The following is a 15,416-nucleotide window of genomic DNA, read 5'->3' on the forward strand; positions in this document are numbered from 1 at the left end:
ACGACTCCCGCCATGACTGCCCAGCAAATCGATGCCTCCGGACGCCTGCGCCACCTGCTGACCCTGGAGGGCCTGCCGCGCGAAACCCTGCTGCAGTTGCTCGATCGGGCAGGGCAGATCCGCGACGCCGCGGTCGGCCGTGTCGGCAACAAGCGCCACGTGCTGGCTGGTTCGGCGGTGTGCACGCTGTTCTTCGAGCCGTCCACGCGCACCCGCAGCTCGTTCCAGCTGGCCGCGCAGCGCCTCGGGGCCGATGTGCTGAACTTCGATGCCTCGACCTCGTCCACGCGCAAGGGCGAAACCGCCTGCGACACGCTGCGCAACCTGGAAGCGATGGGCGTGCGCGGCTTCGTGGTGCGACACCCCGATGACGGCGCCGTGGCCGCGCTGGCCGACGCCGCGGGCGAGGGCACCGCGCTGATCAATGCCGGCGACGGCCGCAGCGCGCACCCGACCCAGGGTCTGCTCGACATGCTGACCCTGCGCCAGGCCAAGGGCCCGGATTTCTCGAAGCTGAAGGTGGTGATCGTCGGCGACGTGAAGCATTCGCGCGTGGCGCGCACCGACCTGCATGCGCTGCGCACGCTGGGCGTGGGCGAGATCCGCGTGTGCGGCCCGCAGTCGCTGCTGCCGGACGACGAGACCCTGAAGGGCTGCGTGGTCGGCGATGATTTCGACGCGATGCTGGAAGGCGTCGACGCGCTGATGATGCTGCGCCTGCAGCGCGAGCGCATGGAAGAAGGCCTGGTGCCGTCGCTGGAGCAGTACCACGCGCAGTACGGCCTGACCCGCGCGCGCCTGGCGCGTGCCGGCAAGGACGCTGCGGTACTGCACCCGGGTCCGATCAACCGCGGCGTGGAAGTGACCGACGACGTGGCCGATGGCCCGCAATCGTGGGTGCTACGCCAGGTCGCCAACGGGGTCGCCGTGCGCATGGCCGTGCTGGAAACCTTGCTGGGCTGACCACTTTGGTGGGTGCCGACCGTTGGTCGGCACGGCTGATCTGTCCTTATCCGACCCGGTGGGTGCGGACCGTTGGTCGGCACGGCTGATCTGTTCTCAGCCGATCCGGTGGGTGCCGACCGTTGGTCGGCACTGAACCATCAGTGCGGTGAAGTGCGGGCCTGGCCATTGAATGGTTTCGGGCCTACCTGTACTGACGTGGTTGCCCGATAGAAGAGGGATACCGGCAGGCGCACGCTTGGGCCCATGAACCGCGCACGCCTACGCCTTGGCCGCCATTCCCGGATCGGGCAATCCTACATCCTGACCACCGTCACCCAGGAACGTCGACGCTACTTCGATGATGCCACTGCGGCACAGGAGGTGATGGATGTGTTCCGTCGCATTGATGATGATGGCCTGACGCACTCACTTGCCTATGTGGTCATGCCGGACCACATCCATTGGCTTGTGGAGATCCGTGCGTTCTCGCTGGACTACATCATGCAACGCTTCAAATCGAGCAGTGCATTGCGGATCAACCGCACGCTGGGCAAGACAGGACCATTTTGGCAATCGAGCTATCACGATCACGCCATTCGTTCTGAAGAATCACTGTTTCGCCATGCGATGTACATCGTCGCCAACCCGGTCAGGGCGAACTTGGCGAGCTGCGTGGCAGAGTATCCGTATGCCTGGTGCCGATGGGAGATCGATGGGAGGTACCAAGCAATGGATTACCCCGAAGCGGAGAGATAGTGCCGACCAACGGTCGGCACCCACCAATACCCGAGCCGACCAACGGTCGGCACCCACCAATACCCAAGCCGATCAACGGTTGGCATCCACCCACAGGTGTTTCCCAGCAGAAGCCATGGCTCAGCGCTTCTGCGCGAACAGCCATGCCCACATTGCCGGGTCGGCGTAGGTGGCGTCCCAGGCATTGTGGTTGCCTTCGGGGTATTCGGTGTAGCGCACGTCACGCGCGTTGGCGTTCTGGAATGCGGCGTGCAACCGGCGGTCGTCATCCGGCGGCACCACGTCATCCAGCGCACCATGGAAGATCCAGATCGGTGTGTGCCGAAGCCGCTTGGCGATCGCGGCATACGGATCGGATTCCTGGGCCACCTGTTCGACGAACAGGGTCGGACGCACCGCACGCGGCGCCAGCACTGCGCCGCATACCGGCACGATCGCGGCGAAGCGCCCGGGTTGATCCAGCGCGATGTTCCAGCTGCCATAGCCGCCCATCGACATCCCGGTCAGGTACTGCCGCGAGGGATCGGCACCGAACTCGGCGATGGTGGCGTCCAGGGCGGCCAGCGCAACGCGGTTGTTGCGCCCGCTCCATTCCTGGCGGCCCGGCACCTGCGGGAATACGGCCAACGCGGGGAAGTCGGCCGCGTGCCTGCGCAGGTGCGGCCCCAGCCCGGCATGGGTCTGCTTGACGCCGTCGCCGCCACGCTCGCCGGATCCATGCAGGAACAGCACCACCGGCAGCGCGCCAGGCGTGCGCGCCGCGGTTGCCGGAATGAACACCTGGTAATAGGCGGTACGGCCATCCACTTTCACCGCACGCGATTCGAAGCGGCCACGTGCGCTGTCCGGGTGCGAGGCGCAGCCGGCCATCATCAGGATCGCCAGCATCGGCAGCCAGCGCATCATCGTACGGACCATCGACGTTCCCGGAGCGGTGGGTTCAGTCGCATCCTAGTCCGCCGCAGGTCAACGCGGCATCATGCGCCGCATCACTGCGGGCGCGGGAAGCTGGCGATGATGTCCAGCTGTTCCTGGGCTTCGGCATTGCCGCTGGCGGCGGCGGCCTGCACCTGCGCCATGTCCGGGTGCAGCACCACCAGCAACGGGTTTTCGCAGACCGGGCAGTCGTACTCGGTGGCGTCCTCGTCCAGCTCCATCTCCATGGCACGCGAGCTGCCCTTCCATTCGCAGGCCGGGCAGGTGTGCTGCTGGTCGCGCCAGCCGGGCTGGAAATAGTTTTCGATCGTGGTGGCCATGAGGGTCCAGTTGGAATCGGGTCAGAGCCCCGCGCTGCGGGGATCCGACCCTGGGTCTTGGTGTGGGTCGGAGCTCCGCGTTGCGGGGATCCGGCCCGGCAGGGATCAGTGCAGCAGCACCAGCGTGGCCAGGCCGAGGAAGGTGAAGAAGCCCATCGAGTCGGTCACGGCAGTCAGGAAGATGCCACTGGCCAGCGCCGGGTCGAAGCCGAAGCGTTTCAGGGTCAGCGGCACCAGCACGCCGGCCAGTGCCGCGAACAGCAGATTGCAGGTCAGCGCGATGGCGATCACCGCCGACAGTCCGGGCGAGTGGAACCAGAGCAGCACGATCAGCCCCAGTATCGAGCCGAGCAGCAGGCCGTTGAGCGCGGCCACCCGCACTTCCTTCCACAGCAGCGTGCGCGCGTTGGAGGCGCCCACCTGGCCCAACGCCAGGCCACGCACCATCAGCGCCAGCACCTGGGTGCCGGCATTGCCGCCCAGGCCGGCCACGATCGGCATCAGCACCGCCAGCGCCACCAGCTTGTCGATCGTGCCCTCGAAGTGGCCGACCACGCTGGAGGCCAGGAAGGCCGTGCACAGGTTGATCGACAGCCACATCAGGCGGCGGCGCATGGCGCGCCAGACCGGGCTGAACAGGTCCTCGTCCTCGTCCAGGCCGGCGGCGCCCAGCGCCTGGTGCTCGGCCTGGCCGCGGATGATGTCGACCACGTCATCGATGGTGATGCGGCCAACGAGGATGTTGTTCTCGTCCACTACCGGTGCGGAGATCCAGTCATGGTCGGAGAACTGCCGTGCCACTTCCTGGTCGCTCTCGCCGACGTCGATGGCCGGCTGCTCGTCGTCGATCAGGCGGTTGATCGGGGTGGTGTCCTCGTGGGTCACCAGTGCCGCCAGCGACACCCGGCCGAGATATTGGTGCCGCCGGCTGACCACGAACAGGTGGTCGGTGTGGTCCGGCAATTCGCCGCGCAGGCGCAGGTAGCGCAGCACGACGTCGACGTTGACGTCGGCGCGCACGGTCACCACGTCCGGGTTCATCAGGCGGCCGGCGCTGTCCTCGGGATAGGACAGCACCTGTTCCAGCCGCTCGCGGTTCTCGCGGTCCATCGACTTGAGGACTTCATCGATGACCGTATCCGGCAGGTCTTCGACCAGGTCGGCCAGATCGTCGATGTCCAGGTCTTCGACCGCGGCGATGATCTCGTCCGGGTCCATGTCCGCGAGCAGGCTTTCGCGCACGTCCTCGCCGACGTGGACCAGCACCTCGCCGTCGTCTTCAGGATCGACCAGGCCCCACACCACCTCGCGCTTGCCCGGCGGCAGCGATTCAAGCAGGTTGCCGATCTCGGCCGGGGCCAGGGTGTTGACCAGGCGACGTACCGGGCCCAGCCGGCCGCTGTCCAGTGCATCGGACAGCATCCGCAGTTGGCGCGCAGTCTTGTCGTGGCGTACAGCTTCAGCCATCGCAGCTCCCGCGGGATAAGAAAAGCCGCGATCCCGGCAAGGATGCGGCAACAGGGGTGTTCAGCGCGTCATTATCGCAAGGCGATGTTTCAGCGCATAGCCGCCGGATGGCACCACCCTAGGCGCTCAGGCCGTTTCCGCCACCAGCGCCAGCCAGCGTTCGATGGCGCGGCGGTCGCGCGCGGCCAGCAGCTTCGGCGCGCGCGCGCGCAGCACGGACAGGTCGGCTTCGCGTATCGCACGGCGTACCTCCAGCAACGTACCGGGGTGCAGGCTGAACTCGCTCAGGCCCAGCGCCAGCAGCAGCGGGGTCATCCGGGCATCACCGGCCATCTCGCCGCAGACCGCCACCGGGACGCGGTGGCGCGCGCCGGTCTCGATCACCATCTGCAGCAGCCGCAGCACGGCCGGGTGCAGCGGTGAATACAACTCGCCCAGCGCCTCGTTGTTGCGGTCGGCAGCCAGCAGGTACTGCACCAGATCGTTGGTGCCGATCGACAGGAAATCGACCAGGTCGATGAAGCTCTCCAGCGCCAGCGCAGCGGCGGGGACTTCGATCATCGCGCCCAGCGGTACATGGTCGGACACCATGTGGCCTTCGCCGCGCAGCTGTTCGGTCAGTTTGAGCATGCGCCGGCGCACGGCCAGCAGCTCCTCGCGGGTGCTGACCATTGGCACCAGCACGCGCAGCTTGCCGTACGCAGACGCGCGCAGGATCGCGCGCAGCTGGGTGTCGGCCACCTTCGGCCGTGCCAGCGACAGGCGCACCCCGCGCAGGCCGAGTGCAGGGTTCTCTTCGTTGCTCAGGGTCAGGCCGGTACGGTCGGCCTTGTCCGCGCCCAGGTCCAGCGTGCGTATGGTGACCGGCCGCCCGCTCATGCCCAGCGCGGCATCGCGGTAGGTCTGGAACTGCTCTTCTTCGTCCGGCAGCTCATTGCGCTGCAGGAACAGGAATTCGGTGCGGTACAGGCCGAGCCCCTGTGCGCCCAGTGCATGCGCCTGGGTCACGTCTTCCAGCGATTCGGCATTGGCCAGCAGGGCAATGTCGACCTGGTCGCGGGTACGACTGGGCTTGCTGCGCAGGCGGCCGAGCTCGCGCTGCTCGCGCGCGTGCTCCTTCAGCCGGACGCGGTAGTCCCGCAGGTTGTCGGCCTGCGGGTTGACGGTGATGCTGCCGTCGGCGCCATCGATGATCAGCACATCGCCATCGGCGATGCGGCTGAGCAGCTGCGGCACGTTGACGATCAGGGGCAGGTGCAGGCTGCGCGCCAGGATCGCGCTGTGCGACAGCGCGCTGCCGGCGGCAGTGACGATGCCGACCACGCCCTGTGCCTGCAGCTGCGCCAGCTCGGAGGGGGCGATGTTGTCGCAGACCAGGATCTCGCCGGCCAGGCCTTTCACCGCCGACGGCCGTTCGGGTTGCAGGAAGGCGTGGATGCGCCCGATCACATGGTCGAGATCGTCCATGCGGCTCTTCAGATAGGCATCGTCCATGCCATCGAAGACCTTGGCCAGGCGGTCGCGCTGCAGGCGCAAGGCATAGCCGGCGCTGTACGGGCCGCTGCGGATCAGCTCGTCCAGGCCGTGCAGCAGCTCGGGGTCGTCCAGCAGCAGCGCGTGCAGGTCGAGGAACTCGCCCACTTCCTGGTTCAGGGCGCCATGCAGGCGCTGGCGCAGCTCGTGCATTTCCGTACGCGCGGCATCCAGCGCCCGGTGCAGGCGCGCCAGTTCGGCCTCGACCTGGTGGGCGGCCACGCGCTGCTCGGCCACCTCCAGCGCATGCGGCAGCCGCACGCGTGCCCGGCCCATCGCCGTTCCGCGCGCGGCGCCGTGGCCGGCCAGCAGCTGTACCGGCCGTTGGCCGGAAAGGACCTGGCTGGCGCGTGCGCGCGGCACGCTCAGCTGTCCTCGTCGAAGCGGCGTTCGAACAGGCCGACCACCGCTTCCATCGCGGCGGCTTCGTCCTCGCCGTTGATGCGCACGGTGACCGGGGTGCCCTGGCCGGCGGCCAGCAGCATCACGCCCATGATGCTCTTGGCGTTGATCTCACGGCCCTTGGCGGCCATGGTCACGTTGCAGCGGAACGGCGCCAGGGTCTGCACCAGCTTGGCGGTGGCCCGGGCATGCAGGCCCAGGCGGTTGCTGACGGTGAGTTCTCGTTCAAGCATCGTCGACTATCGCTCCATTACGGGTACCCGCCGCGGCTGTGGCGGGCAGTTGATCCAGTCCCTGTTCCGGATAATTCATCACCCGCAGCAACATCGGCAGGCTCAGCGCTGACACTCGGCGAACCGGGGTCCCCAGCCGGGCCAGCTGCCCGGCAAGGTTGGCGGGGCTGGCGCCGTACAGGTCGGTCAGGATCAGCACGCCGTCACCTCCGTCGACCCGCCGCAAAGCGGCCGAGGCGAGCGGGAGCAGGGCGTCCAGGTCTGCGTCGAACGGTACTTCGAAAGCTTCGGTTTTCAGCGGCAACTGCCGCAGGAGCCGGGTCGCCACGTCAAGCAGGGCGGTCCCGACCCCGGGATGTGTTACGAGGAGAATGCCACAGGTCATTACTGCACGTTAACAGGTCAAGGTGAATCGGCGATAGCAGCAGATGAGGGGTACTGTGTCCCGTATTCAGTGTTGCTCGGGTCCGGGCCCTTTCCTGTTGAAAAGGGGGCCGCCCCTTTCCGTTTTTTCGATGCCTGACCGGGATTCATCCACGGCGTGTCCTGCAGCCCACACCGCCCCGCATCCCTCGAAATGCAGGCGTTTGACGTTGCCGTTGCCGTTGCCTTGGCCTCGGTGGGTGCCGGGCGCAGCCCGGCCGACCACCCTCAATCCTGTTCGCGGTGGTAGGTGGCCACGTCCTGCCAGCCCATCTCGCGGGCGTGCCGGGCCATGCGCTCGGCCAGGAACACCGAGCGGTGCTTGCCTCCGGTGCAGCCGAACGCCACGGTCACGTAGCTGCGGGTGCCATCCCCCAGTTTCGGCAGCCAGGTATCCAGGAAATCCATCAGCTGGGCCAGGTAACGCTGCACGTCGGGCTGTGCTTCCAGATAGTCGCGCACGCCCGGCTCGCGGCCGCTCAGCGCGCGAAGGTCCGGGTCCCAGTGTGGATTGGGCAGCACCCGCGCATCGAACACGAAGTCCGCCTCGGCCGGTACGCCGCGCTTGTAGGCGAATGATTCGAACAGCAGCGACAGGCCGGTGGCATGGTCCATCGCGAACTCGGTGATGATCCGCCGCCGCAGCTGGTGCACGTTGAGGGTACTGGTATCGATCACCGCATCGGCCTCGCGGCGCAACGGTGCGGTCAGTTCGCGCTCGCGGGCGATCGCTTCGGGCAGCGACAGGCCCAGCTGGCTCAGCGGATGGCGACGGCGGGTGTCGGCGTAGCGCTTGAGCACCGTTTCGTCGCTGGCCTCGAAGAACAGTACCTTCACTTCCACGCCGGCGTCGGTGGCCAGCTGCCGCCAGTCGCCCAGCTGGCTCAGGTCGGCCTGGCCGCGGACATCGATGCCTACGGCCAGGCGGCGCGGTGCGCTGCCGTCGTGGTTGGCCAGCAGGCTGCGCACGAAGTCCGGCAGCAGGTGGATCGGCAGGTTGTCCGAGCAGTAGTAGTCCTGGTCCTCGAAGGTCTTCAGGGCGACGGATTTACCCGAGCCGGACAGGCCGCTGACGATGATCAGGGTCGGGGCGGTGGGGATTGCGGTGCTCATGGACAGGCTCTTCGAGGGGCAGGGGGATCAGGGTGTTCGCCGTTCCAGCAGGTTGCTGTGGCGGGCGATGAACATGGCCGCCGGATCAATGCCCTTGGTGCGCAGGATGTGCAGGCGGGTGGCGGCTTCGGTCAGCACGGCCAGGTTGCGGCCGGGCATCACCGGCAGGGTGATCAGCGGAACGTCCAGGTCCAGCACATGGCGGGTGCCCGAGTCGCCGGTCAGACGCTCGTAGCCATGCGGGGTGGGTTCGGTCATCGGCTTGGTCAGGTGGACGATCAGCCGAAGGTACTTGTTCTTCTTTACAGCCGTGTCGCCGAACATCTCGCGCACGTTCAGCACGCCCAGGCCGCGCACTTCCAGCAGGTCCTGCAGCAGTTCGGGGCAGGTGCCGTCGAGTACATCCGGGGCGATCTGGGTGAACTCGGGGGCGTCGTCGGCGACCAGGCGGTGACCACGGCTGAGCAGCTCCAGTGCCAGCTCGCTCTTGCCCGACCCGGCCTCGCCGGTGATCAGCACGCCAATGGAATAGATCTCCATGAACACGCCGTGCAGGATCACCCTCGGTGCGAGCGTGCGCGCCAGGTGGTAGGACAGGTGGTTGAGCAGTTCGTGGCCGCGCTTGGGCGACAACCACAGCGGCGTGCCGGATTCATCGGCGGCGGCGCGCAGGTCTTCCGGGCAGGCCTGGTTGCGGGTCAGCACCAGCGCAAGCGGGTGCGACTGCATGATCTTTTCGATGGTCTCCCAGCGCTGGCGCGGTTCCAGCGCATCCAGCCAGGACAGTTCCTCGGTGCCCAGGATCTGCACCTTGTTGGGATAGATGGCGTTGAGGTAGCCGGCCAGCGAGGGACGCCGCGAGACGGTATTGCCGGCCTCCAGCTCGCGCTTCTCACCGGATTTGCCTGCGGCCCAGCGCAGCCCCAGCCGCTCGCGCTGCTGTTCGAACAGTTCACGGGCGGTGATGCTGGTATTCATGCGGCGCTCGCAGGTGGGGTCATGTCCAGCGCCTCGCGCAGGGCCCGGGCATCGCCGGCCTCACGCAGGGCCTGGCGGATATCCGGCGCGGAAAACAGCTCGGCCAGCTCGGACAGCAGCATCAGGTGCTGGTGGGTGTAGTGGGCCGGGACGGCCATCGCGAACACCAGGTCCACCGGCTCATCGCCGCCGAAGTCGACCGGGGCCGCCAGGCGCAGCAGGGCGCCACGGGGGCGGTCCAGGGTCGGCGCGCGGCCGTGGGGGATGGCGATACCGTGGCCGATCGCGGTGCTGCCCAGGGCTTCGCGCTGGCACAGGTTCAGATAGATCTGTTCGGCATTGGCCTGGCGGCAGGCCAGCAACCCGGCGGCGGCCTGCAGGACGCTGTCGCGGTCGGTGGCCGCGCAGAGCTGGGTCTGCACGGCCGCCAGGAGGTCAGTCAGGGGCATGTCTGCGGGGAACGGTGGCGATCAGCCACCATTGTCGCCCACCGGCAGCGGTGCGTGCTGCTGTTTTTTCTCCTTGTGCTTGATGACCAGGCGGTCAAGCTTGTCCGCAAGCAGGTCGATCGCGGCATACATGGTCTGGCCGCCGGCCTCGGCGTGCAGGGTCTGCCCCGGGATGTTGAGGCTGGCGTCGACGTGGTGTTCGGTCTTCTGCAGCTTGAGGGTCACCCGCGCTTCGCAGTGCTGGTCGAAGTGTTTTCCGATCCGGGCCAGCTTCTCCTCCACATAGGACTGCAGGGCCGGGGTGACTTCGACGTCTTTGCCAAACGTTTCGATGCGCATCGGGTTTCTCCTGTGTTCGGATGTGCCAATGAACCTCTCCGCCGGGCGCGGCGGTGCGTCAAGCGATTCTGACCCTTTCGTGCGAGGCGGAGATGTTCATGGCTTCACGATACTTCGCCACGGTGCGTCGCGCTACTGGAATTCCCGACGATTTGAGCAGGTCAGCCAGCTTGGCGTCAGAAAGCGGCTTGCGCGGATTTTCGTCGTCGATCAGGCGCCGGATCATCGCCTGGATGGCGGTGCTGGACGCCTCGCCACCGCCTTCGGTATCGATGCCCGAGGCGAAGAAGGCACGCAGCGGCAGCGTGCCCCGCGGCGTGCGCACATGCTTGCGGGCGATCGCGCGCGACACCGTCGACTCGTGCAGGCCCAGTTCGGTGGCGATCTCGCGCAGGGTCAGCGGACGCAGCGCCTGTTCGCCGAACTCGAGGAAACCGGCCTGCTGCAGGATCAGGCTGCGCACCACCCGCAGCAGGGTTTCGCCGCGCTGCTGCAGGCCCTTCAGCAGCCAGCGCGCCTCCTGCAGCTGGCCACGCAGGTAGCCGGCGTCGGCCTCGCCACAGCGGCGGATCAGCTGTTCGTAGCCACGGTGGATCACCACCTTCGGCCCGGCATGGGCGGCCAGCGCCGCGCGCCAGATGCCGTTCTGCCGCCACACCACCACGTCGGGCACCACGTAGGTATCCTGCGAAAGCGGCGCGATCTGGGTCCCTGGACGCGGGTCCAGCGAGCGCAGCAGGGCGACCGCCGTCTCGACCTCATCCAGCGGCTGTTTCAGTTCATGGGCCAGACCGGCGACGCCACTGCGTGGCAGCCGTTCCAGCGGGCCTGCGGCAATCTGCCGCGCCAGCGCCAGGCCCGCGGTGTCGCCAGGCAACACATCAAGCTGCAGCTGCAGGCATTCGCCGAGCGTGCGCGCGGCAACGCCGACCGGGTCGAAGCGCTGGATGCGATGCAGCACCGCAAGGATTTCATCCTCATCGGCATGGACCGACGGCAGTAGGGTTTCGGCGATGGTGGCCAGCGGTTCGCGCAGGTAACCGTCGTCGTCCAACGCATCGATCAGCGCAGCGCCGATGCTGCGGTCATGCATGGAAAGATGCGACAGGTGCAGCTGCCACAGCAGGTGGTCGGCCAGCGTCTCGGTTTCGGCCACGCGCTCGGCGGCGCTGCCGGTGTCATCATCATCGTCGAAGCTGCCGCCACTGCCGGCAGCGCTCCAGTCGAGCTCGGCCGGTGCCCAGTCGTCGCCATTGTCGGTGCGTTCGGCCGGCGTGTCGGCGTCCGTGTTGTCGCCGCCTTCATTGGCGGCACTGCTGTCGTTGCTGTCGGCCCAGTCCAGCAGCGGATTGCTTTCCACGGCCTGGGCGATTTCAAGCTCCAGCTCGGTCGTGGACATCTGCAGCAGCTTGATCGCCTGCTGCAGCTGGGGGGTGAGCACCAGCTGCTGTCCCAACGATGTCTGCAGCCGAGTCTTCATGCCTGTGCCGAATGGAAGGAAAGGGACCCAGCACCTGCGGTCACAGCTTGAAGGAATCCCCAAGGTAGACGCGACGTACGTCAGCGTTGTCCAGGATCGCCTCCGGCGAGCCCTGGGCCAGCACGGTGCCCTCGGCGAGGATATACGCGCGGTCGCAGATTCCCAAGGTCTCGCGCACGTTGTGGTCGGTGATCAGCACGCCGATGCCACGCTGCTTGAGATGGGTGACGATGCGCTGGATTTCGCCCACCGAGATCGGGTCGACACCGGCAAACGGTTCGTCGAGCAGGATCAGGCGCGGCTGCGCGGCCAGTGCGCGGGCGATCTCGCAGCGACGACGTTCGCCACCGGACAGGCTGGCACCGAGCTGGTCGGCGACATGGCCCAGCTGCAGCTCATCGAGCAGGCTGTTCAATTCGCGTTCGCGGCCGGCCGAATCCAGGTCTTCGCGCAGTTCAAGCACCAGGCGGAGGTTGTCGGCCACGGTCAGCTTGCGGAACACCGACGGCTCCTGCGGCAGGTAGCCCACGCCCTGCTTGGCACGGGTGTACATCGGGTCGCTGGTGATGTCCTTGCCGTCGAGCACGATGCTGCCTGCATCGGCGGCGACCAGGCCGACGATCATGTAGAAGCAGGTGGTCTTGCCGGCACCGTTGGGGCCGAGCAGGCCGACCACTTCACCGGCGTCGAGGGTCAGCCCGAAGTCCTTGACGACTTCGCGCTGCTTGTAGCGCTTGCGCAGGCCCTTGGCGACGAGCATTACTTCTTGCTCCCCGCCGGCCTGGCCGGCGCGCTGGCAGGAGCCGCCGCCTTGGGTGCGGCGGCCGGCTGTGCCGCCGCGTTCTTGTTCTTCGGCGGAATGACAGTGCGCACACGGCTGCCATCGCCACCGGAGTTCATCTCCCCGGTGCGGGTGTTGTAGACCATGCGCTGGCCGGCATTGGTGCCGCGCGCGCTGGTGACCTTGTAGTTGCCGGTCAGGGTGATGATCTCGGTCTTGATGTCGTAGTCGATGCGATCAGCCACCGCGTCCATCCAGGTGCCGTCGTCGAGCTGCTGCTTCATCGTGGCCTGCTTGCCGGTGAATACCGCACGCACGGCCTCGCCGTCCTTGAGGTAGATCTCCGCTTCGGACGCGCGGATGTCCAGCGTGCCCTGGGTAACGGTCACGCCCTGCGAGAGCACGGTCTTGCCATCGCCGGTGAGCACGCCCGACTGGGCGCCCGAGTCGATGTTCATGTTCTCGTTGCGATCAGTGGACTTGGCAAAGCCAGCGCTGGGAACCAGGAGACCGAGCGCGAGTACGGCTGCAAAGGGGATCTTCATCGGGGTCCGTTCTACCGGTGGGGCCGTCCGGGAAACCGGCGGCGGGTGGGTGGGCCGCCTTCCTTGCGCCGGTCCGGGGACGTCGCAGGAGGGTGGCGGAATCAGCGTCGGGGCGTGTAACGGCCCTTGGACTGGCTGAGGAAATGATACGTGTTGTTCTTCGAATCCACCTCGAAGCCGACGCCGGACTGTTCCATGCCGGGACGGGTCATGGTGACCCGCGCATCGGTGCGGGCACGGTTTTCCTTCGGGAACACATCCAGGTGGTCGGTGCGGAACGTGGTCGGCACCACGCCCGGATCGGCCGGACTGTCGCCAGCGACATTGCCGCGCAGCTTCATCTCGTCGCCCTTGGCACTGAGCCAGCCGGTCTCGGCGCGCAGGGTCCAGTGCTTGCCATCCTTGTCCGGCATCTCGAACAGTGGGGTGGCGATGTTGATGGTCTGGTCGCCGCGCTGCCGTTCCAGCCGCGGTGCGCGCAGGGTGGTCGATTCCTTGCCCTGCTCATCCAGTGCGACGATCTGGAAGTCGTGCAGGATGTAGTCCACGCCGGCGTCCTGGCCGGCAGTGGCCGGGCCCTTGTCGCGGTTGCGCAGGGCGGCCCAGCTGCTGAGCAGGGCCGCCAGCAGCAGGCCGATGCCGAGCACGGTGCGCCAGTTCAGGGTGGGCAGGTTCATGCGCCGAACCTCGCCAGCACCGCGTCCACATGGCCCTGGGCGGCCAGCAGGATGTCGCACAGTTCACGGGCGGCGCCACGTCCGCCATCGGCGCGGGTCTGCCAGTGCACGCGCTCGGCGATCCACGGGTGGGCGTTGGCTGGCGCCACCGCCAGCCCGACCGCGCCCAGCGGCGCCAGGTCCGGCAGGTCGTCGCCCATGAAGGCCACCTGCTCCAGGCCGATGCCATGCTGCGCACACAGCGCCTGCACGCTGGCCAGCTTGTCACCCACGGCGATCTGGGTGTCGATGCCGAGGTCGGCGCCGCGCTTGAGCGCGGACTGGCTGTTGCGCGCGGTGATCAGCACGGGGTGGATGCCGTGCTGCTGCAGCAGTTTCAGGCCCAGACCGTCCTGCACGAAGTACGCCTTGCTCTCGTTGCCGTCCTTGTCGTAGTACAGCCGACCGTCGGTGAGGGTACCGTCCACGTCGAAGCAGGCCAGGCGGACGCGGGCCGCAGCGGCATGCAGGTGGGCGGGGAACGCGGGCAGCGGGGACCAGGGCATCAGGCGATCAGGCTCGGTGGGGGCGTGTGGGGCATTACAGACTGAATGGGGTCTACGGGCTGTCGGTTAAACCACCCGGGCCCGCAACAGGTCATGAATGTTCAGCGCGCCGACCGCACGGCCCTGGCCATCGACCACGATCAGGCCGTTGATTTTCTGGGTCTCCATCTGCCGCGCGGCCTCTACGGCCAGCTGGTCGGCACCGATGGTGCGCGGGTTGCGGGTCATCACATCGGCGATCTTCGCGGTGCGCACGTCCAGCGCGCTGTCCAGCGCCCGGCGCAGGTCGCCGTCGGTGAACAGGCCGATCAGCACGCCATCGGCGTCGACCACGGCGGTCATGCCGAGCCGCTTGCGGCTCATTTCCACCAGCGCCTCGCTGAGGCTGGCATCGGCGCTCACGCTGGGCAGGTCCTCGCCGGTGTGCATGACATCGGTGATGTGCAGCAGCAGGCGACGGCCGAGGCTGCCGGCCGGGTGCGAGCGGGCGAAGTCGTCGGCGGTGAAGCCGCGTGCGTCAAGCAGGGCTACGGCCAGCGCATCGCCCATCGCCAGCGAGGCGGTGGTGCTGGAGGTCGGCGCCAGCGCCAGCGGGCAGGCCTCGGCCGGTACGCTTACATCCAGGTGGATGTCGGCGGCGGTGGCCAGGCTCGACTGCGGGCGGCCGGTCATGGAAATCAGCACGTTGCCCTGGCGCTTGAGCACCGGCAGCAGCATCAGCACCTCATCGGACTCGCCCGAATAGGACAGGGCCAGCACCACGTCGGCTTCGGTGATCATGCCCAGGTCGCCGTGGCCGGCTTCGCCGGGATGCACGTAGAACGCCGGTGTGCCGGTGGAGGCCAGGGTGGCGGCGATCTTGCGGGCAATGTGGCCGGACTTGCCCATGCCGGTGGCGACCACCCGGCCGCGGCTGGCCAGGATCGCCTCGCAGGCCTGCTGGAAGGCCTCGCCAAGGCGGTCGGCGACGGCATCCAGCGCCTGCCGCTCGATCTCGAACACGCGGCGGCCACTGGCGACCAGGCCGGCAGGGTCGACGGAACGGGGGGGCAACAGGGATTCGGCCATGCGGACGCCACGCAGCGGAAGTAGAATGGAGGCACATTTTATTAGGAAAGCCCGTTGGACGCCGACACCATCCGCAATCTGATCGAAACCGGCCTGCCTGGCGCCCGCGCCGATGTGCAGGGCGATGATGGCGTGCATTTCGAAGCGACCGTGGTCTGCGAGGCCTTCGCCGGCAAGATGCCGCTGGCCCGCCACCGCATGGTCTATGCCACGCTGGGCGACCTGATGGGCGGCGCGATCCACGCGCTGGCACTGAAAACCGTGACCCCGGCCGAAGCCGGCTGAACCGCAGAAGATCCCGAATACATGGCCAAGATCGTTGTGACCGGCGGCGCTGCGCTGCACGGTGAAGTGAGCATCTCCGGCGCCAAGAACGCCGTCCTCCCCATCCTCTGCGCGACCCTGCTGGCCGATGAGCCGGTGGAG

Annotated in this window: 19 protein-coding genes; 3 read left to right on the forward strand and 16 right to left on the reverse strand. The window is 67.5% G+C overall.

Annotation, left to right across the window (positions count from 1 at the left end; translation table 11 throughout):
* Positions 1-12 precede the first annotated feature (12 nt).
* The gene (locus AB839_RS13650; protein WP_061479783.1) at positions 13-963 is read left to right on the forward strand and encodes an aspartate carbamoyltransferase catalytic subunit; all 951 of its coding nucleotides are present in this window, start codon (positions 13-15) and stop codon (positions 961-963) included.
* Between the two features lie 246 nt (positions 964-1,209).
* Positions 1,210-1,701 (forward strand): transposase, encoded by a 492-nt coding sequence (locus tag AB839_RS13655; protein WP_061479784.1) that lies wholly within the window; start codon positions 1,210-1,212, stop codon positions 1,699-1,701.
* 120 nt (positions 1,702-1,821) lie between these two features.
* Here AB839_RS13655 and AB839_RS13660 read toward each other — a convergent pair whose 3' ends face one another.
* The 16 genes from AB839_RS13660 to AB839_RS13735 form a co-directional block, all read right to left on the reverse strand.
* Positions 1,822-2,619, reverse strand: coding sequence for a prolyl oligopeptidase family serine peptidase (locus AB839_RS13660; protein WP_061479785.1), 798 nt, complete (start codon positions 2,617-2,619; stop codon positions 1,822-1,824).
* A gap of 71 nt (positions 2,620-2,690) precedes the next feature.
* Complete coding sequence (locus AB839_RS13665) at positions 2,691-2,957, reverse strand: hypothetical protein (RefSeq protein WP_061479786.1); 267 nt, start codon at positions 2,955-2,957, stop codon at positions 2,691-2,693.
* Positions 2,958-3,062: 105 nt separating this feature from the next.
* Positions 3,063-4,424 (reverse strand): magnesium transporter, encoded by a 1,362-nt coding sequence (gene mgtE / locus AB839_RS13670; protein ID WP_061479787.1) that lies wholly within the window; start codon positions 4,422-4,424, stop codon positions 3,063-3,065.
* Positions 4,425-4,550: 126 nt separating this feature from the next.
* On the reverse strand, positions 4,551-6,320 hold the full coding sequence (gene ptsP, locus AB839_RS13675) for a phosphoenolpyruvate--protein phosphotransferase (protein ID WP_061479788.1): 1,770 nt from the start codon (positions 6,318-6,320) through the stop codon (positions 4,551-4,553).
* Between the two features lie 2 nt (positions 6,321-6,322).
* Entirely contained in the window at positions 6,323-6,592 is a 270-nt protein-coding gene (locus AB839_RS13680) for an HPr family phosphocarrier protein (RefSeq protein WP_005408385.1), read from the reverse strand.
* Positions 6,585-6,977, reverse strand: a complete 393-nt coding sequence (locus tag AB839_RS13685) for a hypothetical protein (protein WP_005408386.1) — start codon at positions 6,975-6,977, stop codon at positions 6,585-6,587. Before AB839_RS13685 ends, AB839_RS13680 begins: the two co-directional genes overlap by 8 nt.
* Before the next feature lie 266 nt (positions 6,978-7,243).
* Positions 7,244-8,128, reverse strand: a complete 885-nt coding sequence (gene rapZ / locus AB839_RS13690; RefSeq protein WP_005415554.1) for an RNase adapter RapZ — start codon at positions 8,126-8,128, stop codon at positions 7,244-7,246.
* Positions 8,129-8,155: 27 nt separating this feature from the next.
* On the reverse strand, positions 8,156-9,106 hold the full coding sequence (gene hprK / locus AB839_RS13695) for an HPr(Ser) kinase/phosphatase (RefSeq protein ID WP_005408388.1): 951 nt from the start codon (positions 9,104-9,106) through the stop codon (positions 8,156-8,158).
* On the reverse strand, positions 9,103-9,555 hold the full coding sequence (locus AB839_RS13700) for a PTS sugar transporter subunit IIA (RefSeq protein WP_061479789.1): 453 nt from the start codon (positions 9,553-9,555) through the stop codon (positions 9,103-9,105). The genes hprK and AB839_RS13700 overlap by 4 nt, the downstream gene beginning before the upstream one ends.
* A gap of 21 nt (positions 9,556-9,576) precedes the next feature.
* Positions 9,577-9,894: a ribosome-associated translation inhibitor RaiA gene (gene raiA, locus AB839_RS13705; RefSeq protein ID WP_005415556.1), complete on the reverse strand. Its 318-nt coding sequence runs from the start codon at positions 9,892-9,894 to the stop codon at positions 9,577-9,579.
* 58 nt (positions 9,895-9,952) lie between these two features.
* Positions 9,953-11,374: an RNA polymerase factor sigma-54 gene (locus tag AB839_RS13710; protein ID WP_061479790.1), complete on the reverse strand. Its 1,422-nt coding sequence runs from the start codon at positions 11,372-11,374 to the stop codon at positions 9,953-9,955.
* 40 nt (positions 11,375-11,414) lie between these two features.
* Positions 11,415-12,134, reverse strand: a complete 720-nt coding sequence (lptB, locus tag AB839_RS13715; RefSeq protein ID WP_005415558.1) for an LPS export ABC transporter ATP-binding protein — start codon at positions 12,132-12,134, stop codon at positions 11,415-11,417.
* On the reverse strand, positions 12,134-12,700 hold the full coding sequence (gene lptA / locus AB839_RS13720) for a lipopolysaccharide transport periplasmic protein LptA (RefSeq protein ID WP_061479791.1): 567 nt from the start codon (positions 12,698-12,700) through the stop codon (positions 12,134-12,136). The genes lptB and lptA overlap by 1 nt, the downstream gene beginning before the upstream one ends.
* Before the next feature lie 101 nt (positions 12,701-12,801).
* Entirely contained in the window at positions 12,802-13,377 is a 576-nt protein-coding gene (lptC, locus tag AB839_RS13725; protein WP_005415560.1) for an LPS export ABC transporter periplasmic protein LptC, read from the reverse strand.
* Positions 13,374-13,922 carry an HAD hydrolase family protein gene (locus tag AB839_RS13730; protein ID WP_049415164.1) on the reverse strand — a complete coding sequence of 183 codons (549 nt, stop codon included), beginning with the start codon at positions 13,920-13,922 and terminating at the stop codon, positions 13,374-13,376. The genes lptC and AB839_RS13730 overlap by 4 nt, the downstream gene beginning before the upstream one ends.
* A gap of 66 nt (positions 13,923-13,988) precedes the next feature.
* A complete protein-coding gene (locus tag AB839_RS13735) occupies positions 13,989-14,990 on the reverse strand; it encodes a KpsF/GutQ family sugar-phosphate isomerase (protein WP_061479792.1) in 1,002 nt (333 codons plus the stop codon).
* A gap of 54 nt (positions 14,991-15,044) precedes the next feature.
* On the opposite strand from AB839_RS13735, the gene AB839_RS13740 reads away from it, so the two are divergent.
* Positions 15,045-15,275: a BolA family protein gene (locus AB839_RS13740; RefSeq protein WP_005408396.1), complete on the forward strand. Its 231-nt coding sequence runs from the start codon at positions 15,045-15,047 to the stop codon at positions 15,273-15,275.
* The last annotated feature ends 141 nt before the right edge of the window (positions 15,276-15,416 follow it).

The sequence above is a fragment of the Stenotrophomonas sp. DDT-1 genome, assembly GCF_001580555.1.
Classification (GTDB): domain Bacteria; phylum Pseudomonadota; class Gammaproteobacteria; order Xanthomonadales; family Xanthomonadaceae; genus Stenotrophomonas; species Stenotrophomonas sepilia.